Origin of the sequence: Arenibacter palladensis (genome assembly GCF_900129275.1) — a bacterium.
In the GTDB taxonomy this organism is placed as follows: domain Bacteria; phylum Bacteroidota; class Bacteroidia; order Flavobacteriales; family Flavobacteriaceae; genus Arenibacter; species Arenibacter palladensis.
The window spans coordinates 145,138-166,831 of sequence record NZ_FQUX01000006.1; the positions used below are offsets into that span (position 1 = coordinate 145,138).

Below are 21,694 nucleotides of genomic sequence, written 5' to 3' on the forward strand. Positions count from 1 at the left end.
ACTGGAGAACAAGGTGAGAAAGGTGACACAGGAGCCAAAGGCGACAAAGGTGACAAGGGAGATACCGGAGCTCAAGGAATTCAAGGTATCCAAGGTGAGACCGGAGCTACAGGAGAAACTGGAGCTACAGGAGAAACTGGTGCTACTGGTGAAACCGGAGCCAAAGGTGACCAAGGTGAGAAAGGTGACAAAGGAGATACTGGAGCTCAAGGAATCCAGGGTATACAAGGTGAAACTGGGGCCACAGGAGCAACTGGTGCCACAGGTGAAACTGGTGCCACTGGAGAACAGGGTATCCAAGGCGTAAAAGGTGATCAAGGAGATAAGGGTGAAAAAGGAGACACAGGAGCCAAAGGTGACCAAGGCGAGAAAGGTGACAAAGGAGATACTGGAGCTCAAGGGATTCAAGGTATACAAGGAGAAACTGGAGCTAAGGGAGACCAAGGCGATAAAGGAGATACTGGTGAAACCGGAGCTACAGGAGCAACTGGTGCCACTGGAGAACAAGGTGAAAAAGGTGATAGTGGTGCCACAGGAGCAACTGGAGAGCAAGGTATCCAAGGTTTAAAGGGTGACAAAGGTGACAAGGGAGATACTGGAGAAACCGGTGCTACAGGTTCAACTGGCGCTACTGGAGACAAGGGTGACAAGGGTGATACTGGTGCTCAAGGTATTCAAGGTATTCAAGGAGAAACTGGAGCCACTGGTGAGAAAGGCGATAAAGGAGATACTGGTGCGACAGGAGACAAAGGTGACACTGGTGCGACCGGAGCCACAGGCGACCAGGGCGTCAAAGGAGATACTGGAGCTCAAGGAATCCAAGGTATTCAAGGTGAAACTGGGGCTAAGGGAGACACCGGTGCGACCGGAGCCACAGGCGACCAGGGCGTCAAAGGTGATACCGGAGCCCAAGGAATTCAGGGTATACAAGGAGAAACTGGTGCTACAGGAGCAACTGGTGCGACAGGAGCAACTGGAGAACAGGGTATCCAAGGTGAGAAAGGAGACACAGGAGATAAGGGTGACAAGGGAGATACTGGAGCTCAAGGAATCCAAGGTATTCAAGGTGAGACCGGGGCAACAGGAGCCCAAGGAATTCAAGGTATACAAGGTGAGACCGGAGAAACCGGAGCAACTGGTGCCACTGGAGAACAAGGTGAAAAAGGAGAAACCGGAGAACAGGGAATTCAAGGTGACAAAGGAGATACTGGAGAGCAAGGAATCCAAGGTATTCAAGGAGAAACTGGAGCTACAGGAGCAACTGGTGAACAAGGTATTCAAGGTGTTCAAGGTGAAACCGGAGCTAAGGGAGACACCGGTGCGACCGGAGCCACAGGCGACCAGGGCGTCAAAGGAGATACTGGAGCCCAAGGAATTCAAGGTATCCAAGGTGAAACCGGGGCAACTGGTGCTACTGGTGCCCAAGGTATCCAAGGAATCCAAGGTGTAAAAGGTGATCAAGGCGAGAAAGGTGACAAGGGCGATACTGGAGCTCAAGGGATTCAAGGTATCCAAGGTGAGACCGGTGCAACTGGTGCTACCGGAGAACAGGGTATCCAAGGTGTAAAGGGTGATCAAGGAGATAAGGGTGAAAAAGGAGACACAGGTGACCAAGGCGAGAAAGGTGACAAAGGAGATACTGGAGCCCAAGGAATTCAAGGTATCCAAGGTGAGACCGGTGCAACTGGAGCCACAGGTGACAAGGGTGACAAAGGAGATACTGGTGCACAAGGAATTCAAGGTGAAAAAGGTGATACTGGAGCTACAGGTGCCCAAGGAATCCAAGGTGTAACCGGTGCTACAGGCGCAACGGGTGCCCAAGGTAATACAGGAGCTACCGGAGCCACTGGAAATACAGGTGCTACTGGGGCCAAGGGTGACACTGGTGCGACCGGATCAGCTGGACCTGCTGGATCAGATGGTATTGATGGCGCTATTGGACCTAAAGGCGATATAGGGGATACGGGTGCAACTGGCCCAACCGGTGCTGCAGGTACCAACGGAAATGATGGTGCCACAGGGCCTACCGGTCCAACTGGTGCAAAAGGTGATACAGGACCACAAGGAGATAATATGATAAAAGCAATAGGAAAAATATCTGCGGCAGGTGGAATTGTAAAAGCAACTGCAGGGATAAGCGTAACTAAATTATCCGGAAACGGGCATTACAGAATTAACCTTCCTTCCGGTATGGTTTCCAGCGCTAATTACATTATTCAATTAACGCAACCAGACCGTAACGGAGCCGGCAATGACAACCCTGGTATAGGATACATTAATCAAACTTCCACCAGTTTTGAAGTCATCATCGGTGATAATGACAATGGAGCATCTGACCGTGTAAGGTTCAATTCTGAATTTATGTTTATGATTTTGGATTTTTAAAATAATATGGAACCAAAACAGCACTTAAATAAATTCTCCAATTTTACCCGAAAGTCGGGAGAATTAGATGCCAGAAATTTAATAACGTCATATCCAAATAAATCAGAACTCAATGGCGTTTTAAATCAGTTCATAGACATCCCTATAAACTCCGATTTAATCAAATAATAAAAAGCAAACAAAGAGATATAATGTTCAACAATAGCAAATATAAAGTTCGAAGAAAAGTAACTAAAAAGGGAAGGTCTCTGGTTAACAAGGCGGCCCTTAATTTATTCTTCATTATACTTTTTACTACTCAATTTGTGGCCCATGCCCAAATAGACCCTGGACTTTTATTGGGTCTAAATACGGCAACCACAACAGAAATGAACGCCATAAGTGGATCTATTACCGGGTCCATGATCTACAATACAACAGATAAGAAAGTATACTATTACAATGGAACCAATTGGGTAACCCCTTCAAATGACAACTGGTTATTGGATGGGAATACCGCTGTAGCTGGAGCATCATTTTTAGGAACTAAAAACGATGTGGCCATGGATATTAGATCCAACAATACAAGTGTTTTAAAATTTGGTAGGCGACAGACCTTAGGCTTGGTACAAGCTTATCCCGATTATACGGATCCAAATCAATATATTACTTATGTTGGCGGAGGTAACGGTGTTTCAGCTTTGCAATTCCAAGCAGATGCGGCCTCTTTCTATAAGCCCATGTTCTACACTAACACTGATGGTAATTTTAGGCTTAAAGGTAGTGCGGCTGGAACCGATTTTTTTGAAATTGGATCTACCGGAACATCCAATAATGGTCAGGTAGAGTTCATAATAGGTGATGATGGTTCAGAACCCTTTATCTTTAAAAGATACGATTATAGGGATGGCCTTCTTAAGGAGCTCCTGCGTATACAGGGGAGCGGAGAATCCGTAACTGCTTTACCACGGGTAGGTATCAATACCGGGTCGCTTGCAAATTCAACCTTACAGATAAATGGCTCATTGTCTACTGCAATTACCACTGCCGGAAGTAACCTAACCTTGGATGAAAGCCATTATACTGTAGTTATTAACTCCAATATTTCCATTACTCTCCCTACCGCAAGCGGAGCAACAGGTAGAATTTACGTCCTGAAAAACACGACCAATAGTTCCAGAACCATTAGCAATTACGTTAATGGCTCGGGAGTTACATCCAACCAAATTAGTGCCCAAAGTACGCTTTGGGTACAGAGCAATGGCAGTACTTGGAATTCAATTTCCGCAACCGGATCCAGCTCTTCCTCCGGCACTGTTGTCTCTACAGATGCCAACAATATTATTACAACCGGAACTGACGGGGGAGCCTATTTAAAAATAAATAGAGGGGGAAGATGGACAAACACTAACACTTGGACCAATTTAAATAATGATGGTACCTCCGTGCCAATTTTTGGAAATGAAAATTACAAGGACGATGGAAACAACTTATATCAAGTCTCCGGGAATACTCTAAGGGTAAAGGAAGCAGGCAGGTATGATATTAGAGCTAATATAATGCTATGGACAGATGACGATAAGGTTAGCCTAACTTTTAGAATTCATGTTAACGGATCTGCTATGGGAGCTATAGGAGCAACTGGCTATTTTAGATATAAAGATGAGTATATGCCCACTATTGCCCTAAATGAAATATTGCAATTAAATGCCAACGACGATATTACGATTATTGTAGAACGAGAAGGAGATAGCGGGGATGTTCACCTTTCAGGAAATGGCTCTTCCAGCTTCATAATCAATAAAATAAAGTAAGTCAATGAGAATAAAGGCCATAATAGCGCTATTTTTTACTTTGCAGGTCATTAATGCCCAAGATGCAGTGCATAATTATGGTAATATTCAAATCCATGAAACTGCCATGGTGGGTTTCCATATGGACGTAATCAACGATGGTACCTTCGATGAAAATTTAGGTTTGGTAGGTTTTTATAGCGACAACAACCCCTTGACCATTTCCGGAGCCTTTACCCCTGTTTTTTATGATTCCGAGGTAGCTGTAAATGACGGACTCTATCTGGAAACGAGCGTAGGGATACTGAATAATTTCAACTTTATACATGGCAATGTATTTACGCCTAGGAATCGCTCCAATGTTTTCCTAAACTTTGCCGATGATTCTTTTTTTGTGGGCGAGGGAAACAATACTAAGATTGATGGCTACGGAGCTATTGCCAACAAGGAATCCTTTACTTTTCCCGTTGGGGATGATGACCGTATCCGCCCTTTAACGATAACTTCGGAAAGCGTTAATGCGCTGGCCAAATGTGCCTATTTTTTTGTTGCTCCGGATAACCAATCCAGTTTCAATGAAAATTTTGATACGGGCGCAAAGGATTTTAATGTGGCTGCCGTAAGCAACCAGGAATTTTGGCGTTTGGAGGGCGACTCGCCCAGTACAGTTACTCTAAGCTGGGACAATAGGAGCAATATAGGTAATCTTGGGAATTACATTAGTGACCTAATTGTAGTTGGCTGGAGCAAAAGTCAACAGAAATGGATCAATCTTGGGAATTCCGCTTTGGAAGGTGAATTTTCTTTTGGAACGTTAAGCTCGGATACCTTTGTTCCAAATGATTATGAGATTATTACCATTGGCGGGGCGCTTGATCTAAATGAAACCCTTACCACCATAGACTTGGGCAATTATTTCTTAACGCCTAACGGTGATGGCACCAACGATTATCTTGTTATTGATGGCATAGAGGAATCTCCCAACAATCTACTTCAAATCTTCAACAGATACGGGGTATTGGTCTATTACAAAGAAAACTATAGGGATGAATTTGAAGGTATCTCCAACAGAAATATGCTGGTCAAAGGGGATATAGGACTATCCTCGGGGGTATACTTTTACATTATAACCCTCAACGATTTAAAAATAAAACATCAGGGCTATTTGTACCTTTCCCAAAATTCGAAGAACTAATTAATAGCATACACTTCAATACCGCTATCAGCTACCAATTTTTATTATGGTTCTTATAGGGAAATGTATTGCTTGTTTTAGGAAAAGTCCTCCTTCCCTCCCCTATCCTGAATGGTAATTCCTCTGTGTTCCGGACCAAATCTTACAGAAATTAAGTAACTTTATTGTCTCCATTTTGTTCCTATTTCCCAAGTTTTATGGATCAATACCCATAGAATGTAAATCTTGGCAGTATTTTTGGAGTAATTGGATTAAATGGATTGCTTATAATTATATAATTAGTACCCTATGCAAAGAAGATCTTTTATTAAAAAAAGTAGCTATACCGGTCTTGCCCTTTCACTACTGCCAGGCCTTACCCTATCCCAGGAAGCAGAATATTCAGTAGCCGAATTAATGGGCAAAGTGGATATTAAATTATATGGCGAGAACATCAACTTAAGAAAAGAAGCGCATGACGCCTTTGTTGAGATGAAAAGGGCTGCCTATAGTGAGGGTATGGATCTGAAAATTGTATCGAGCTATCGTAATTTTTATCGTCAGGAAGGCATTTGGGAACGTAAATACCTGCAGTATACTGGGGAAAAAGGGATGACCAAATTGGGTGCCATTGAAAAAATTATTGAATATTCCACTATCCCGGGAACCAGCAGGCATCATTGGGGAACCGATATAGACATCATTGACGGCTATCCAAAAACTACAGGAGATGTTTTGGTACCCGAAAAATTCGAAGAAGGCGGTCCTTTCCAACTCTTAAAAAAATGGATGGACGACAATGCCAATAAATATGGCTTTTATTTGGTATATACCGATAACCCCAAAAGAAAGGGATTTAAATATGAACCATGGCATTATAGCTATGCCCCCCTTTCCATCCCCATGTTAAAGTCCTTTAGACGAAAGAATATTTTTAAACTATTATTGGAGGAAGACATTATTGGGAAGGAAAACTTCACTACAGGATTTCTAAAAGGTTATATTCAGAACAATATTTTGGATATTAATCCAGATCTCCTATAAGTAGTTTTTGTAATTTCATAACTATGACATAAAAATTACAAATGAGAAGAGGTAGTTGGAAAATAAGGATATTCATAGGCTTGGCAATTGTAGCCTTCGCCTTTGTACAGCGCTGTAGCAACAAGGAGGAAAATCCTTATACCGGCAGGGTCCAGAACATTAATATGAGCACGGAGCAGGAAGTGGCCATTGGCTTGCAAAGTGCACCTGAAGTGGCCCAACAGTATGGCGGACTATATCCCGATGAACGCTTGCAGTCTTTTGTTGATCAGTTGGGCAATAAATTGGTGAATAACAGTATTGCCAGGGAAACACCATATAAATACGATTTTCATTTATTGGCAGATGATCAAACCATCAATGCTTTTGCACTCCCAGGTGGCCCCGTTTTTGTAACCTATGCCCTTTTCTCCCAATTGAACGAAGCGCAGTTGGCAGGAGTATTGGGACATGAGATTGGGCATGTAATTGGCAGACACTCCGCAGAGAGGATTGCGGACAGCAACTTTTGGCAGACGATAAGTATGGGAGCTTCCGTTGGTGCCGATGCTGGTGGAATTGTCAGTAGTATTGGCCAAAATACCCTATTGACCAACGGCCGGGAAGATGAATTGGAAAGTGATGAATTAGGAGTGCTTTTCATGATACAATCCGGTTACGACCCCTATGAAATGATTAATGTGATGGAAATTTTAAAGGCTGCGGCCGGTCCAAATAGAGTACCCGAATTTCAGAGTACACATCCGGACCCCGATAATCGCATTGAACGGATAAAAGAGGCCATTGACCGATTTACAGGCCAACAATAGCCAAATTATCTTAACAAGATTAGTATTTAAGCGTATTATTAGTATATTGCACCGGAACCAAATCTTATTGCCCACACAAATTTAACCCTTATAGCTTTGATTTACAATCATTTAAATGAGACTATATGGGAACTTTATTACACTTTAAGAACATTTATTTAGCGGCATTCGAGAATTGTAAACCAGAATTCGTAGTAGTATTTTTAAAGATCTACTCTGTATTCTGCGTGGCAATGCTATCCATGGCACTTTATGCTTTTTTATTTAGGGCCTTTACTGGATTTGAATTCTAGACATTTGAATTTGCTCTTTTACCTGAACACTATAAAAGCAAATTAAAGTAATAAAAAAACCTATCGATTAAATTCGATAGGTTTTTTTTATTGCTGCATTCGCAACAACTACTTTTTCTTCAGGCTGGCGTTGATTACCTCCAAGGCCTCTGTGGCATTGGATAGTTCGGCATGTTTCTTTGCGTTGTAACCATTATCGCACTTAATTTTAAGATCGGCCCCATTGGCGATAAGCAGCTCCAGAATTTCAACCTTGTTGTAACGCGCGGCAAAAATGGCAGGTGTTTTTCCCAAAGATTTTTGATTAACATCTTCACCTAACTCAATTAGTCGTTTAACGGTTTCCAAGTCTCCTTTGAGAATTGCCTTACAGAAAGAGCTTAATTCTCCTGGCTTAACCATTATTACCGATTCACTTAGGGTGTAAAGATTGTTACTACTCTCGGCGCGAACGCCTGCAACCATAAACAATAAAGCTATGGCGACTGTTAAAATTGTTTTTCTCATGATGAATAAGATTAATTAGTGATTATTGATTACCCTAACAGACTCCATTCCGTTAAATTTGTTTCACTTTTTTCTATTAAATAACAAAATTTTAACAAAAAACCTTCTTTTGGCCTATCTCCTAAAAAAAATCCTATGTGGATATAAAATTTTCGAAAAAGCTGTCCCAAATTCTAGTAATCCATATACAATAGTTTTATTTTTGACACTAACAACAAACGTAACATGAACAAGAAAGTAATTTTGATGATTTTGGATGGATGGGGTAAATCCCCAGACCCCAAAGTCTCCGCCATAGAAAATGCCAACACGCCTTTTATAGACTCGCTTTATACCAAATACGCCAATTCCAATCTCCTTACCGATGGAATGAATGTAGGGTTGCCTGAAGGACAAATGGGCAATAGTGAAGTGGGCCATATGAACCTTGGGGCCGGCCGAATAGTATACCAAGATTTGGCAAAAATAAACCTGGCTATTGATCAGGATACCCTAAAAGATGAGCAAGTGCTAAAAGATGCGCTGCTGTATGCCAAAAACAATGACAAACCGGTCCATTTATTGGGATTGCTTAGTGATGGTGGCGTACATAGCCATACCTCACACCTTAGAGGAATTATTGATGCCAGTGAAAGTTACGGCCTTAAAAAAACGTATATCCATGCCTTTACCGATGGTAGGGACGTAGACCCCAAAAGTGGAATAGGATATGTTGAAGCGCTGAATAATTATTGCTCCGACAAAAATGCAAAACTGGCCAGTGTCATTGGTCGGTATTATGCCATGGACCGGGACAAGAGATGGGAGCGTGTAAAATTGGCCTATGACCTTTTAGTGAATGGTGAAGGACAAAAAACAGCCAATATTGAAGAGTCCATACTGGCCAGCTATGAATCCGGGATTACGGATGAATTCTTAAAACCATTATTGGTAACCGATGATCAAGGGGCGCCCTTATCCACCATTAAAAATGGTGATGTTGTAATCTTTTTCAATTTTAGGACAGACCGTGGCAGGGAGCTTACCCAGGTGCTAAGTCAGGAAGATATGCATGAACTCAACATGCACAAATTGGACCTATATTATGTTACCATGACCAACTACGATGATTCGTACAAGGGAGTGAAAGTAGTTTATGATAAGGATAATATTAGCGAAACCTTGGGAGAAACCTTGGCCAAAGCCCACAAGAAACAAATTAGAATTGCAGAAACCGAAAAATACCCGCATGTAACCTTCTTCTTTAATGGAGGTAGGGAAATTCCATTTGAGGGGGAAGAGCGAATTCTATGTCCGTCACCCAAGGTAGCAACCTATGATTTAAAGCCAGAGATGAGCGCCTACGAGATAAGGGATGCCATAATTCCCGAGTTAAAAAAAGGGGAGGTGGATTTTGTTTGTCTCAATTTTGCCAACCCCGATATGGTTGGGCATACCGGAGATATGCAAGCGGCAATTAAGGCCTGTGAAACTGTGGATAGTTGTGCGGAATCCGTTATTAACGCGGGTCTGGAAAATGGATATACCACTTTGGTCATTGCCGATCACGGAAATTGCGAGACCATGATAAATCCGGATGGTAGTCCAAATACGGCACATACCACAAATCCAGTCCCCTTAATTTTGGTAGACAAAGAATTGAAGAGTATAAAGGATGGTGTTTTAGGAGATATTGCACCTACCATTCTTAAGCTTATGGGTGTTCCACAACCCGCATTGATGACAAGAAAACCCTTGGTATAATTATTTTTCAGCTTTCAATGTATTTGCAAATACCTCTAAACGTGCAGTTTTAAAAGTATTGTTTTACATTTGCATTCTATGATAAAGATCAAGACTTTAGAAGAGATAGAATTAATGCGCGAAAGTGCATTGATCGTGAGCAAGACTTTGGGAATGTTGGCCAGTGAGGTTAAGCCAGGGGTTACCACCTTACAGCTAGACAGCATGGCAGAAACATTTATAAGGGATCACGGTGGTGTCCCGGGTTTCTTGGGATTGTACGATTTTCCCAATTCATTGTGCATGAGCCCCAATGCCCAAGTGGTCCATGGAATTCCCAACGATACCCCTTTGGTTGAAGGGGATATTATCTCTATAGATTGCGGGGTCCTTAAAAACGGTTTTTATGGGGATCACGCCTATACCTTTGAGGTTGGGGAGGTTGATGCCGAAACAAAAAAACTATTACAGGTCACCAAAGAATCCTTATATGTGGGGATACGTGAATTTAAGGTCGGAAATCGTGTAGGAGATGTAGGTTATGCCATTCAACAATATACAGAAAGCCATGGTTACGGAGTGGTTAGGGAATTGGTCGGTCACGGATTGGGCAGGGAAATGCACGAAGATCCAGAAATGCCCAACTATGGCAAACGTGGTCGGGGCAAGAAATTTGTAGAAGGTATGGTTGTGGCCATTGAACCCATGATTAATCTGGGAACCAGAAGAATAAAGCAACTAAAGGATGGCTGGACCATTCTAACAGCAGATAATAAACCTAGCGCACATTTTGAGCACGATGTTGCCATCATAGATGGAAAACCCGAGATATTGTCCACCTTTGCCTATATTTATGAGGCATTGGGAATAGAGAGTGATGAAGAAGCGGAATTCCGCCAAAAAGCGTTGGTACTATAAATTTAAACTGGTTTTTCCACCTAGTTTTATTTTTATAGGTTCACTTTCAATAACCACTTTGTAGGTCAAAGTTGGCAAGTCTGACATTCACTTTTAAGGCCATTATTAATTACCACTTGAAAACGCTTGGTGAAATTTCTTTATTCCTATGGCAAATTCGGTAAAGCACTTTGAAAAAATTATTTAAATACATCTTAAATACCATCCCCAGGCCAATTCTTATTAAACTAAGTTATTTGGTTCGTCCCCTTATGGCACTTAGCATGCGGGGCGATCGTTATACCGACCCTATAGATGGAAAGAAGTTTAAAAGCTTTCTTCCCTATGGCTATGAGCATCCAAGGGAAAATGTATTATCGCCCTCTACCCTATCCTTGGAACGGCACCGATTATTATGGCTTTATCTAAAAAATGAGACCAATTTTTTTACGGACAAACTTAAGGTCTTACATTTTGCGCCTGAACAGGCGTTTTACAAAAGATTTAGAAACCAAAAAAACCTGGACTACACTACCACCGATCTAAATTCGCCCTTGGCGGATGTAAAAGCGGATATTTGCAACCTTCCTTTCACAGAAAATTCCTTTGACGTAATATTCTGCAACCATGTTCTGGAACATATTCCAGACGATACCAAAGCAATGCAGGAATTGTACAGGGTATTAAAACCTGGAGGATGGGGTATTTTTCAAATTCCGCAAGATCTTAATAGGGCCGATACTTATGAGGACAATAGTATTACGGACAAAAAGGAAAGGGCCAAAATATTTGGACAGTACGACCACGTTCGTATTTATGGACGGGATTATTTTGCAAAGCTAAGATCCATGGGCTTTAAGGTAGAGGAAGTGGATTACACCAATAAACTATCCCCTGCCGAGGTGGACAATTATCGTTTGGCCAAAGGAGAGATTATTCCCTTGGTATTCAAATAACTACTCCAGTACATTCTCCTTAAATCCGTTCGTCATATATTCCAAGACGTTCCCTTCTGGATCCAAATAAATAATATAGCCTTCCAATTCTTTATGTTGGGCCAATATTGTCTTTGTTTTCTCCAGATCCATGGCCATAAAAGAAGTGGCAAAAGCATCTGCAGTGGCACAATCCTTAGCCATTACACTTGTCGCCAAGATATTTGAGCTTTTGGTATAACCGGTTTTGGGGTCTATTGTATGGACATACTTTGCGCCAGTTTCGGGATCAATTTTGAATTTTCTATAGTTCCCTGAGGATGCCATGGCAATGTCTTTCATATACAAGGTTCTTTTGTAGGTCCTACTTTCCTCCATCATGGGATCATCAATGGCTACGACCCATTTTTTATCCTTGAGCCTGTTTTCCCCTTGGGCCACCAGTTCCCCCCCTACCTCGATCAAAAAATCCGTAATGCCCTTATTCCTCAACAAAACGGCAAGACGATCTACCGCATAACCTTTGGCTATGGCATTAAAATCAAAATATATGGCAGGATCCGCCTTTTTTATGGTACTATCATAATTAATGGCAACTTTGTTGAAACCCACGTAATCCAACAGACTATCTACCTTAATACTGTCCATTTCCAACTCTGTTCCCGGTCCAAAACCCCAAGCATTCACCAATACGCCAACTGTAGGATCAAAATAACCGTCCGTAGCTTCAAAGACCTTACCCGAAAGTTCAAATACCTCCCTAAACATTCCGTCTACAACAATAGTAGAATCTCCCGCATTAATTCGTGAGATATCGGAAGTAGGTATATAGGTAGACATAGATTGATTTAAAACTTGAAAAAGGGAATCAATTTCCTGTTCAAAATTCAATTCTGTGGTAGCCAAATAAGTAATGTTATAAGAAGTTCCCAGGGCCGATCCAGAACTTACATTCTTTACCCATTTGGACTCATTGGTCCTACATCCTGCAAGGAACAGAATTAAAAAAATTACTCCTAAACGAGTGACACTATATTTTAATAAGTCCGTCATATTCCAATATATAAGCTTCATTAAGATAAACCGGCAGATTCCTATCCTCTGCATTATATAGACCTACCCCGGCATAGTAGGCTTCACCGTTTTGGGCAAGGGCATGATCCTTAATTTTCTGCATTAGGGATATATCATAATCTCTTGGATCTTGCGGATGCATTACACTACGCACCACTATAAAAAATAGTTTCTTATTCTTAAGACAGACAAATTGGGGATTTTTTTTGGGTTTACTGTTAACCCCCATAAACTCGAACCCCTCCGCCTCCAATTGTTTCCCAACAATATTCATGGCCAAATTATGCAATTCCTGTTCCGTTAAGGGCGTACTCATTATCTCTATTTTGAATTCCTAAGCCAAAAATAAATTTTGGCATTCTTAAAACATTACTCAAAAAAAAAGACCTGTCAGGTTTTGAAAACCTGACAGGTCTAATATTAGACCTTCAAGGTCCTGTAATTTGCAAAGGCTATAAATTAACCCCCGAAATCGTCAAATCTAATATGCTCATCAGGGATACCGAAATCCTCTCCCATTTTCTGAACTGCCTTGTTCATCAATGGTGGTCCACAGAAGTATAGTTCAATATCTTCCGGAGATTCGTGATGGTTCAAGTAATTTTCTATTACACAGTTGTGAATAAACCCTACGAAACCGTCTCCTGGGGCATCAATATTCTCTTTTACCTTCCAGTTATCCTCTGGTAAAGGTTCTGATAGTGCCAAATAGAACTTGAAGTTTGGAAACTCCTTTTCAAGTCTATAAAAATGATCTAAATAAAACAATTCACGTTTAGACCTACCACCATACCAATAGGTAACTTTTCTGTTGGTCTTTAAAGTGTTGAACAGGTGATATAGATGTGAACGCATTGGAGCCATTCCAGCACCACCACCAACATACAACATCTCAGAATCCGATTCGTTGATAAAGAATTCACCGTAAGGTCCGGAAATTACCACAGGATCACCTTTTTTCAAATTGAAAATATAGGAAGATGCTATCCCTGGATTAACATCCATCCAACCATTTTTGGCCCTATCCCAAGGCGGAGTGGCAATACGAACGTTCAACATGATTTCCCTTCCCTCAGCAGGATAAGAAGCCATAGAATAAGCTCTTTCCACAGTTTCTGGGTTCTTCATGACCAACGGCCATAGGTTAAATTTATCCCATTCTGCCTGAAACTTATCTGGGGTTTCGTGCTCTTCAGGATGCGCAGTGATATCCATTTCAGAGAATTTCACTTCACATGGAGGAATCTCGATCTGTATATATCCACCGGCCTTATACCCCATATCTTCAGGAATTTCAACTACAAATTCCTTGATAAATGAAGCCACGTTATAATTACGTACAACAGTTCCCTGCCACTTTTTAATTCCAAAAACTTCTTCAGGAATAGTGATTTCCATATCCTGCTTCACCTTTACCTGACAGGCCAAACGAGCACCATGGTTCAATTCCTTTTTGGAAAAATGTGGTGTTTCCGTAGGTAGTGCCTCACCACCACCGGACAACACATGACATTCACACTGAATACAGGTTCCTCCACCTCCACAGGCAGAAGGAAGAAATATTTTCTGGTTTCCCAAAGTGGACAATAATGACCCCCCAGAACTTACTTCAATTTTCTTTTCACCATTAATGGTTATGGTTACAGGCCCTGATGGGGATAATTTTTCCTTGGTAAACAGTAATAGTGCCACCAACAATAACAGTAGTATTAAAAAAGCAACTACCGTGATCACTATTGTTCCAATTGTACTTGTAGCTAATATCATTTTTACTCGTTTATTATAGCGTTGTTATAAGAAACCGTATTTTCCTTGGTCTCCTTAATTATTTTATCTTCCTCTAACTGTTGTGCAGTATTCTGCTCCACTTCCTTTGGAGCCTCATCACCGCCAGTTAACATACCGCCAAAACTCATAAAACCAATAGCCATAAGTCCAGTGATTATAAAGGTTATTCCAAGACCTCTAAGTGGTGGTGGAACATTGGAGTATCTAATTTTCTCGCGTATGGCTGCAATGGCCAAAATAGCCAAGAACCAGCCGATACCGGAACTAAGTCCATAATTAAAGGCCAATCCAAGAGTTTGGATGTCCCTAGACTGCATAAATAACGAACCTCCCAAGATGGCACAGTTTACCGCAATAAGTGGTAAAAATATACCCAAAGAATTATAGAGCGCAGGAGAAAATTTTTCCACAACGATCTCTACCAATTGCACCATAGTGGCTATGGTTGCAATAAAGAGGATAAAAGATAAAAAGCTTAGGTTATAATCCGCATACTCAGGTCCTAACCAAGCTAAGGCCCCATCCCTTAAAAGATACTGATCCAATAACCAGTTTAGGGGCACCGTTACTGCCAATACAAAGATCACAGCTGCGCCAAGACCAACTGCAGTAGTCACTTTTTTAGAAACGGCAAGATAAGAACACATTCCTAAGAACGTGGCAAATACCATATTATCTATAAATATGGATTTAAAAAATAATTCTACATGTTCTAACATAACATTCTATTCTTATGATGACTACTAGTTTTCTTCTATTAAAGCTTTGTTTCGTGAACGTTGTACCCAGATAATGAGACCAACAACGATCAAGGCCATGGGAGACAACAACATAAATCCGTTATTCTCATAGCCTATGGCATAAAGACCAGTTTTTTCTATAGGATCGCCCAAGACTTTAAACCCAAGCAATGTACCTGAGCCCAATAGCTCCCTAAAAAATCCAATTATGATCAATATTAAACCATATCCGGCCGAGTTTCCGATACCATCCAAGAAAGACCTCCATGGTCCGTTTGCCAAAGCAAAAGCCTCAAAACGTCCCATAATGATACAGTTGGTAATGATAAGACCCACGAACACAGAAAGCGTTTTGCTCAATTCATATGCAAAGGCCTTAAGCACCTGATCCACCATAATAACCAAGGCAGCTACAACCACCAATTGTACAATAATTCTAATTTTGGAAGGTATAATGTTCCGCATTAAGGAAATAACAACATTTCCCATACCCAATACGAACATAACCGATAGGGCCATTACTATGGACGCCTTTAGTTCTGCTGTAATTGCCAATGCTGAACAAATTCCCAATACCTGAATGGTAATAGGGTTATTATCTGCCAAAGGGTCTAATATTAGACTCGTATCTTTTTTTGAAAGTAGTGCCATGTTTTAATTTTTAACTCGTATTGATTCCAAGTAGGACTTGTATAGGTTTACGCTTTCTTTGATCATTGCAGACAGACCGTTACCGGTAATGGTTGCTCCCGCCAATGCATCAACCTCATTATCATCTTTAATTTCGTTGGTAGGATCGTTATTTCCCTTGGCAACGGCTATACCGGCATATTCGGTACCGTTTAAAATGGATTCTCCGGTAAAGTCGTCCATAAAGTAACGTTGCTTAATATTGGCCCCTAAACCTGGGGTCTCCCCTTTATGGTCGAAGTACACGCCTTTTACTACCAAATTATTATCCAGGGCAACAAATCCCCATATAGCATCCCAAAGACCTTTGCCCCTCATAGGAATGATATAATACTTTGAGCCGTCCTTTTCACCAATAAACAAAGGTAATTTCCTTGTTTTACCAGCTTTGGCCTCAGTTTCCTGTTTTTTAAGATCGATTAGGTAGGCATTGTCGTCCTTGGTAATCTTATCCCCTTCAATTACCAATTGCTCCGTGATATATTTTTCAAATTCACCAGCAACCTTATCGGTAGAAACAAAATTTACACTTCCTTCATCCTCATTTTCGTTTACGCCCATGGCATAAAGAATATTCTGTTGTTTTTCCAGTCTTTCGTTCTCCTGGATCTTTTCACTGAGTGAAGACGCAAAAAATGCCAAAAGAGACCCTACTATGACCACCATAACGGCGGCGAAAATAACGGTGTAACTATTTTTATCTGTATTAACTGCCATGATTATACTGTTTCTGCTTTTAATTCCTGTGCTTTTCCTTCACCGTCCCTAGGTAAAATAGTAGCGTTCTTAGCACGCTTCAATCTTTTATTTATATTCCCCCTAACCACATAGTGATCAATTGTTGGAGCAAAAACGTTCATCAACAAAATAGCCAAGAATACGCCTTCTGGATAAGCAGGGTTGAAAACCCTTATCAATACTGAAATAAATCCTATAAAGAATCCATAAAACCATTTGCCCTTATTGGTCTGGGCACCAGTAACCGGATCGGTTGCCATGTACACAATACCAAAGGCCAAACCACCAACTATCAAGTGTTGCCAGAAGGCAAAACTCATTAATCCGTAAAACTTGCTTGTCTCGGTTATCCAGCCTGCATCGACCACGCCATTAAAGATAAGTCCCATGACCAAGGCCCCTAATACTGCACTCAGCATGATCCTCCAACTAGCAATCTTACTATAAATCAAGAACAGTCCACCCAACAAAATTAGTATTGTAGAGGTTTCCCCAACAGATCCGGGGATAAACCCAAAAAACATATCGGCAACGGAATAAGACATTTCTGCCCCCTTACCTTGTGCCAAATAACCCAAAATAGTTTCTCCGGAAATAGCATCGGGACCACCGGCCAAATCAACCGCTTGGTGTACCCAAACCTTATCCCCACTCATCCAAGTAGGATAAGCAAAGAATAAAAATGCCCTAATGGTAAGCGCCGGGTTCAAAATATTCATTCCGGTACCTCCAAAAACTTCCTTTCCGATAACCACTCCAAATACTACGGCTACGGCCAACATCCACAAGGGAGTATCAATAGGTACTATCAAGGGAACCAACATACCGGTAACCAAATAACCTTCCTCTACCTCGTGACCCTTGATTACGGCAAACAAGAATTCAACCGCAAGTCCAACCGCATAGGAAACGATTACCAATGGCAGCACGGTCCATGCTCCCATAATAAAATTCTCCCAAGTTAGGAAGTTCCCAAAAAGAGAAGCTTGTCTAACCACACCATTGGCCGCATCAACAGCAGCATAGTGCTGATACCCGGCATTGAAAATCCCAAAAATAAGTACGGGGACCAAAGCCATGATAACCGTGTTCATTGTACGCTTTAAATCATCCACGGCACGTACATGGGAACCAGAATGTGTAGTTTCGTTGGGAGCATACAAAAAGGTATGGATTGCATTGAATGCAGGGGCCATTTTCTTGCCTTTGTACTTCTCCTTTAGGTTATGTAAATTATTTTTTAAGCTCATCTTTTTATCCTATTTCTTTATATAATAAATCCAACCCTTCCCTGATGATCTGTTGATGGGGTTGTTTAGAGATGCAAATAAATTCTGTAAGTGAAAAATCTTCGGGAGCAACTTCGTAAAGACCCAACTGCTCCATTTCATCCAAGTCCTTTACCATACATGCTTTTAGAAGCTGTAAGGGATAAATATCCATTGGAAAAACCTCTTCATACAATCCAGTTACCACAAAAGCCCTATGTTCACCATTGGTATTGGTATCCAAATCGTACTTCTTATTGGGCTGCAACCATGAGAAGGTCAAGGCCCTAGTTGAGGATATTTTATTGAAAACAGGCTTGTTCCAGCCAAAAAATTCATAATCATCACCTTCGGGAATTACAGATACGGTATTGTTATAATACCCCAAATATCCGTCCGGCTTCGTTTTGGAACCCGTAAGTACATCCCCGTTTATCACCCTGAAATTCTCCGTATTTACGCCACTGGCATAAAGAAAGGTAGCTATTTCAGAACCTATTTTGGTGGTGTAATATTTTGGGGTCTTAACACTGGAACCTACCAAGGCAACAACCCTTTCAGGGTTATACCTACCGGTAAGCAGAAGCTCCCCTATTATAACAAGGTCTTGCGCAGCAATTGTCCAAACCACTTCGCCCTTATTTATCGGGTCTATCTTATTGATCTGGGTACCTACCAATCCAGCAGGATGGGGGCCGGAAACCTTATGTATTTCCGCACCTTCCATCTTGGAAAAAATAGACTGTCCACCTTTACCTATAGAAACATGTACCTTTCCAGGGGTTAATTTCCCTAGGGCTGTAATTGCAGCCTGAATTTCATTTTCCTTCCCCTTTAATGCATAATCTAAGTCGGCCGCCATAGGACTGGTAACATAAGCAGATATAAAAATGGACTTAGGTGTTACACTTGGGTTTGCAATAATATCATAAGGTCTTTGCTTAATGAAAGGCCAACACCCAGATTTTAAAAGCAGGGCCTTAACCTCCTCAGCTTTGGCGCTTTTAGGAGACAATGGTGCATGCGATACAAATTCTTGGCTTTTGTCCGCCAATATTTTCAAAGTTAAAATTCTTCTTCTTGCACCTCTCACTACCTCGATCAGTTCTCCGCTTACCGGGGAAACAAAAAGCATGTCTTCCACATTTTTATTGTAAAAAAGTGGTTCTCCCGCCTTTACTTCAGCGCCTTGCTTAACTATTAATTTAGGTGTAATTCCGTGAAAATCCTGAAGATTAATCGCATAAACATTACTTAAAACAGCTTTGGAAGTAGTCTTTTCCGCATCACCAATAAGATTAATGTTCAAGCCTTTTTTAATTCGGATGTCTTTAGACATATTTAGTAGACCTTAGGTTATCAAAATTTCGAGCAAATTTAATACTTAATAAAAAGTTTTCATAATTATTACTTATAAATTTAGAGATTAAACCACGCTAATCTATTTAGGCTTGCTTTTTGCTTACCTTTACGTGAAAATATTACCAAATGAGATTGAATTTTTTTGCGCTTATACTATTCATTTCCTGCCATTTTGCTTTTGCTCAGGTGCAGATTGAAATAAACCCTCCATCAAATATCAAAACCGTTGTATTTAAAGGTGACACCGATGACCAATTTCCGGTCGTAAGCTTGGGCAACCCAATTTATCTGGAATTTGATGACCTTCTTGCCAATGAACAGGACTATTATTACAAAATAGTACATTGTGATTATGACTGGACCCCATCTTCACTTTTAAAATCCCAATATCTAAACGGAATGGACAACGAGCGGATTGTAGATTATGCCAATAGCTACTCTACACTACAACCCTACTCCAACTACAAGCTTACTATCCCCAATGATAATACCCGACTAAAAGTTAGCGGCAATTACGTACTGGAAGTTTACAACAGTCATAATGAGCTTCAATTTTCCAGAAGATTTATAGTATATGTAGATAAGGTAACTGTAGGCGGCGTAGTAAAACGTTCCAGGGATTTTAACTATCTAAATGAAAAACAAGTAGTGCAATTTACCATTAATGCCAATCAGGTAAATTTGGTAAACCCCAACAAGGAAGTAAAAGTCGCCATAATACAAAACCATCTCTGGCCCACCACGATTACCAACATAAGCCCACAGTTTATACTGGGATCGGAACTGGTATATAAATATGATAAGGAAACCAGTTTTTTTGGCGGTAATGAATATTTTAATTTTGACACCAAAGACCTTAGGGCGCCAAGTTCATCCATTTCCCGAATAGAACTTACTGATCTGTACAACCATTATTTATTTATGGATTATTTTAGGTTCGACCGACCCTATACCTACTACCCGGATGTTAACGGTGATTTTGTGGTCAGAACTTTGCAGGGAGATGATAGCTCCAGGGAGGCAGAATATAGCTACATACATTTTACCCTGCCCTACACTGAAAAAATTGGCCTTAACGATGTATATGTATTTGGAAAATACAATAATTACGCCCTCGATGAAGAGAATAAAATGACCTATAACGAAGCTACCGGCAATATGGAGGCGGTTATAAAAATGAAACAAGGATTTTACAATTACAAATATGTAATGAAAAACAATGAAGGTGATATTGATATGAACACCATTTCGGGAAATTTTCATTTTACGGAAAACAACTACCTCATCCTGGTCTATTATCGCAATTTTGGCGATATGTACGACAGCATAATTGGAGTGGGCTCTGCCAATTCCCGTTCCATTACCAATTAACTATTGTTTAAACGGTCGCTTCAAATAGCACTTTTCCCTAAATGGTCTTAAAGAATTAAGATGGACTGGCCTAGGAACAGGACAGCAACCACAAATTAATTTATCAAAAAAAAGAAGCTCCAAAGCAGATATTAACATTAGCTTAAACGTGTAAACAAAAAGTCTTATTATATTGTGCCATAATAATGATGGGAATCTCAACCTAATCCCTAACCCATAATTAAACATGAATATTAGCTTTTCTTCTATTTGGAACAAAACCATTTTAGTTCTTCTACTTTTCCTAGGCCTAATCTCCCAAGCTCAGGAAACCAAACTAGATAGTATTCTTGACGATTACCACAATAATCCGGAACAGATCCTGGTAGCGGCCCACAGAGCCACCAATCCCAACTACCCGGAGAACTCTTTGGCCGCCATAGCCGAAAGTATTCGCATAGGGGTTGATATCGTGGAAATTGATATCAGAAAAAGTAAGGACGGTGAATTGGTAATCATGCACGATAAAACTATTGACAGAACTACCAATGGGACAGGGAAAGTGGATGATTTTACGCTTGCAGAACTCAAGGAGTTTAAACTTAAGTTGGGAAATGACGTTACAAATGAGCAGATACCAACTTTTGAGGAGGTACTACAATTAACCAAGGGCAAGATGTTATTGGATGTAGATTTTAAGCTGGAAGGAGAGGCCGCCGTAAAACAAACTTTTGAGTTGATAGAAAAATACGGAATGGAAAACCAGATATTATTTTTCCTTTATGATTACCCCGAAACCGCACAATACCAAAAATTGAACAAGGATATTAAAATAATGCCCAGGGCATATTCCAGAAAGGATATTAGGAACATAAGGAAATTGGAGGATATTTCCATAATACATATTGATGACAGCTATTATAGAAATGGAACCATGCGCCGACTTATAAAATCCGGATATAGGGTTTGGATCAATGCTTTGGGAAAGTATGATAGGATGGAAACCGAAGCTAAAAATTCAGGTTTTGATGCCCTATTGACCCGAAAATACGTGAACGTAATTCAAACCGATTTGCCTGAAGAACTAATAAGCTATCTTCGATCCAGAAACCTGCACCGATAAGATTTATGATATTTGTGAAGGAA

The 21,694-nt window shown here is 40.7% G+C and carries 20 protein-coding genes; 11 read left to right on the plus strand and 9 right to left on the minus strand.

What is annotated here, in order from left to right:
• From BUA60_RS23460 to BUA60_RS23065, 6 genes are all read left to right on the plus strand, one after another.
• The coding region (locus tag BUA60_RS23460; protein WP_218587933.1) for a hypothetical protein at window positions 1-2,385 on the plus strand (2,385 nt) is incomplete at its 5' end.
• 191 nt (window positions 2,386-2,576) lie between these two features.
• The gene (locus BUA60_RS16155) at window positions 2,577-4,178 is read left to right on the plus strand and encodes an autotransporter outer membrane beta-barrel domain-containing protein (protein WP_072863455.1); all 1,602 of its coding nucleotides are present in this window, start codon (window positions 2,577-2,579) and stop codon (window positions 4,176-4,178) included.
• A gap of 4 nt (window positions 4,179-4,182) precedes the next feature.
• Window positions 4,183-5,352: a T9SS type B sorting domain-containing protein gene (locus tag BUA60_RS16160; RefSeq protein ID WP_072863457.1), complete on the plus strand. Its 1,170-nt coding sequence runs from the start codon at window positions 4,183-4,185 to the stop codon at window positions 5,350-5,352.
• Window positions 5,353-5,640: 288 nt separating this feature from the next.
• Window positions 5,641-6,375 carry a M15 family metallopeptidase gene (locus BUA60_RS16165; RefSeq protein WP_072863459.1) on the plus strand — a complete coding sequence of 245 codons (735 nt, stop codon included), beginning with the start codon at window positions 5,641-5,643 and terminating at the stop codon, window positions 6,373-6,375.
• A gap of 41 nt (window positions 6,376-6,416) precedes the next feature.
• A complete protein-coding gene (locus BUA60_RS16170) occupies window positions 6,417-7,184 on the plus strand; it encodes a M48 family metalloprotease (protein ID WP_072863461.1) in 768 nt (255 codons plus the stop codon).
• A 125-nt stretch (window positions 7,185-7,309) separates the two neighbouring features.
• Window positions 7,310-7,477, plus strand: a complete 168-nt coding sequence (locus tag BUA60_RS23065; RefSeq protein WP_178347015.1) for a DUF6747 family protein — start codon at window positions 7,310-7,312, stop codon at window positions 7,475-7,477.
• A gap of 108 nt (window positions 7,478-7,585) precedes the next feature.
• Here BUA60_RS23065 and BUA60_RS16175 read toward each other — a convergent pair whose 3' ends face one another.
• Complete coding sequence (locus BUA60_RS16175; protein ID WP_072863463.1) at window positions 7,586-7,984, minus strand: ankyrin repeat domain-containing protein; 399 nt, start codon at window positions 7,982-7,984, stop codon at window positions 7,586-7,588.
• A gap of 225 nt (window positions 7,985-8,209) precedes the next feature.
• On the opposite strand from BUA60_RS16175, the gene gpmI reads away from it, so the two are divergent.
• From gpmI to BUA60_RS16190, 3 genes are all read left to right on the plus strand, one after another.
• Entirely contained in the window at window positions 8,210-9,727 is a 1,518-nt protein-coding gene (gene gpmI, locus BUA60_RS16180) for a 2,3-bisphosphoglycerate-independent phosphoglycerate mutase (protein ID WP_072863465.1), read from the plus strand.
• Window positions 9,728-9,805: 78 nt separating this feature from the next.
• Window positions 9,806-10,624 carry a type I methionyl aminopeptidase gene (map, locus tag BUA60_RS16185; RefSeq protein WP_072863467.1) on the plus strand — a complete coding sequence of 273 codons (819 nt, stop codon included), beginning with the start codon at window positions 9,806-9,808 and terminating at the stop codon, window positions 10,622-10,624.
• 170 nt (window positions 10,625-10,794) lie between these two features.
• Window positions 10,795-11,559, plus strand: a complete 765-nt coding sequence (locus BUA60_RS16190) for a class I SAM-dependent methyltransferase (RefSeq protein WP_072863469.1) — start codon at window positions 10,795-10,797, stop codon at window positions 11,557-11,559.
• On the opposite strand, the gene BUA60_RS16195 is transcribed toward BUA60_RS16190, so the two are convergent.
• The 8 genes from BUA60_RS16195 to BUA60_RS16230 all read right to left on the minus strand — a co-directional run bounded on the left by BUA60_RS16195 (window position 11,560) and on the right by BUA60_RS16230 (window position 19,175).
• Window positions 11,560-12,591, minus strand: a complete 1,032-nt coding sequence (locus BUA60_RS16195) for an FAD:protein FMN transferase (protein WP_072863471.1) — start codon at window positions 12,589-12,591, stop codon at window positions 11,560-11,562.
• Entirely contained in the window at window positions 12,569-12,928 is a 360-nt protein-coding gene (locus tag BUA60_RS16200; RefSeq protein WP_072863473.1) for a Na(+)-translocating NADH-quinone reductase subunit F, read from the minus strand. The genes BUA60_RS16195 and BUA60_RS16200 overlap by 23 nt, the downstream gene beginning before the upstream one ends.
• A gap of 143 nt (window positions 12,929-13,071) precedes the next feature.
• Entirely contained in the window at window positions 13,072-14,379 is a 1,308-nt protein-coding gene (nqrF, locus tag BUA60_RS16205; protein WP_072863475.1) for an NADH:ubiquinone reductase (Na(+)-transporting) subunit F, read from the minus strand.
• A 2-nt stretch (window positions 14,380-14,381) separates the two neighbouring features.
• Window positions 14,382-15,119, minus strand: coding sequence for an NADH:ubiquinone reductase (Na(+)-transporting) subunit E (nqrE, locus tag BUA60_RS16210; protein ID WP_072863477.1), 738 nt, complete (start codon window positions 15,117-15,119; stop codon window positions 14,382-14,384).
• Window positions 15,120-15,143: 24 nt separating this feature from the next.
• Window positions 15,144-15,791 (minus strand): NADH:ubiquinone reductase (Na(+)-transporting) subunit D, encoded by a 648-nt coding sequence (locus tag BUA60_RS16215; RefSeq protein ID WP_072863479.1) that lies wholly within the window; start codon window positions 15,789-15,791, stop codon window positions 15,144-15,146.
• 3 nt (window positions 15,792-15,794) lie between these two features.
• Complete coding sequence (locus tag BUA60_RS16220; RefSeq protein WP_072863481.1) at window positions 15,795-16,547, minus strand: Na(+)-translocating NADH-quinone reductase subunit C; 753 nt, start codon at window positions 16,545-16,547, stop codon at window positions 15,795-15,797.
• Between the two features lie 2 nt (window positions 16,548-16,549).
• Window positions 16,550-17,818: an NADH:ubiquinone reductase (Na(+)-transporting) subunit B gene (locus tag BUA60_RS16225; protein WP_072863483.1), complete on the minus strand. Its 1,269-nt coding sequence runs from the start codon at window positions 17,816-17,818 to the stop codon at window positions 16,550-16,552.
• Between the two features lie 4 nt (window positions 17,819-17,822).
• Complete coding sequence (locus BUA60_RS16230) at window positions 17,823-19,175, minus strand: Na(+)-translocating NADH-quinone reductase subunit A (protein ID WP_072863485.1); 1,353 nt, start codon at window positions 19,173-19,175, stop codon at window positions 17,823-17,825.
• Window positions 19,176-19,324: 149 nt separating this feature from the next.
• Here BUA60_RS16230 and BUA60_RS16235 point away from each other — a divergent pair, with 149 nt between their 5' ends.
• The gene (locus tag BUA60_RS16235) at window positions 19,325-20,569 is read left to right on the plus strand and encodes a type IX secretion system plug protein (RefSeq protein ID WP_072863487.1); all 1,245 of its coding nucleotides are present in this window, start codon (window positions 19,325-19,327) and stop codon (window positions 20,567-20,569) included.
• Window positions 20,570-20,795: 226 nt separating this feature from the next.
• The gene (locus tag BUA60_RS16240; protein WP_072863489.1) at window positions 20,796-21,671 is read left to right on the plus strand and encodes a glycerophosphodiester phosphodiesterase family protein; all 876 of its coding nucleotides are present in this window, start codon (window positions 20,796-20,798) and stop codon (window positions 21,669-21,671) included.
• Window positions 21,672-21,694 lie beyond the last annotated feature (23 nt).

What these genes read in the sequence shown, in the direction of transcription:
- BUA60_RS16155 (WP_072863455.1), top strand. Translation starts at nt 2,577, where the DNA reads ATGTTCAACAATAGCAAATATAAAGTTCGAAGAAAAGTAACTAAAAAG.
- BUA60_RS16160 (WP_072863457.1), top strand. Translation starts at nt 4,183, where the DNA reads ATGAGAATAAAGGCCATAATAGCGCTATTTTTTACTTTGCAGGTCATT.
- BUA60_RS16165 (WP_072863459.1), top strand. Translation starts at nt 5,641, where the DNA reads ATGCAAAGAAGATCTTTTATTAAAAAAAGTAGCTATACCGGTCTTGCC.
- BUA60_RS16170 (WP_072863461.1), top strand. Translation starts at nt 6,417, where the DNA reads ATGAGAAGAGGTAGTTGGAAAATAAGGATATTCATAGGCTTGGCAATT.
- BUA60_RS23065 (WP_178347015.1), top strand. Translation starts at nt 7,310, where the DNA reads ATGGGAACTTTATTACACTTTAAGAACATTTATTTAGCGGCATTCGAG.
- BUA60_RS16175 (WP_072863463.1), bottom strand. Translation starts at nt 7,984, where the DNA reads ATGAGAAAAACAATTTTAACAGTCGCCATAGCTTTATTGTTTATGGTT.
- gpmI (WP_072863465.1), top strand. Translation starts at nt 8,210, where the DNA reads ATGAACAAGAAAGTAATTTTGATGATTTTGGATGGATGGGGTAAATCC.
- map (WP_072863467.1), top strand. Translation starts at nt 9,806, where the DNA reads ATGATAAAGATCAAGACTTTAGAAGAGATAGAATTAATGCGCGAAAGT.
- BUA60_RS16195 (WP_072863471.1), bottom strand. Translation starts at nt 12,591, where the DNA reads ATGACGGACTTATTAAAATATAGTGTCACTCGTTTAGGAGTAATTTTT.
- BUA60_RS16200 (WP_072863473.1), bottom strand. Translation starts at nt 12,928, where the DNA reads ATGAGTACGCCCTTAACGGAACAGGAATTGCATAATTTGGCCATGAAT.
- nqrF (WP_072863475.1), bottom strand. Translation starts at nt 14,379, where the DNA reads ATGATATTAGCTACAAGTACAATTGGAACAATAGTGATCACGGTAGTT.
- nqrE (WP_072863477.1), bottom strand. Translation starts at nt 15,119, where the DNA reads ATGTTAGAACATGTAGAATTATTTTTTAAATCCATATTTATAGATAAT.
- BUA60_RS16215 (WP_072863479.1), bottom strand. Translation starts at nt 15,791, where the DNA reads ATGGCACTACTTTCAAAAAAAGATACGAGTCTAATATTAGACCCTTTG.
- BUA60_RS16220 (WP_072863481.1), bottom strand. Translation starts at nt 16,547, where the DNA reads ATGGCAGTTAATACAGATAAAAATAGTTACACCGTTATTTTCGCCGCC.
- BUA60_RS16225 (WP_072863483.1), bottom strand. Translation starts at nt 17,818, where the DNA reads ATGAGCTTAAAAAATAATTTACATAACCTAAAGGAGAAGTACAAAGGC.
- BUA60_RS16230 (WP_072863485.1), bottom strand. Translation starts at nt 19,175, where the DNA reads ATGTCTAAAGACATCCGAATTAAAAAAGGCTTGAACATTAATCTTATT.
- BUA60_RS16235 (WP_072863487.1), top strand. Translation starts at nt 19,325, where the DNA reads ATGAGATTGAATTTTTTTGCGCTTATACTATTCATTTCCTGCCATTTT.
- BUA60_RS16240 (WP_072863489.1), top strand. Translation starts at nt 20,796, where the DNA reads ATGAATATTAGCTTTTCTTCTATTTGGAACAAAACCATTTTAGTTCTT.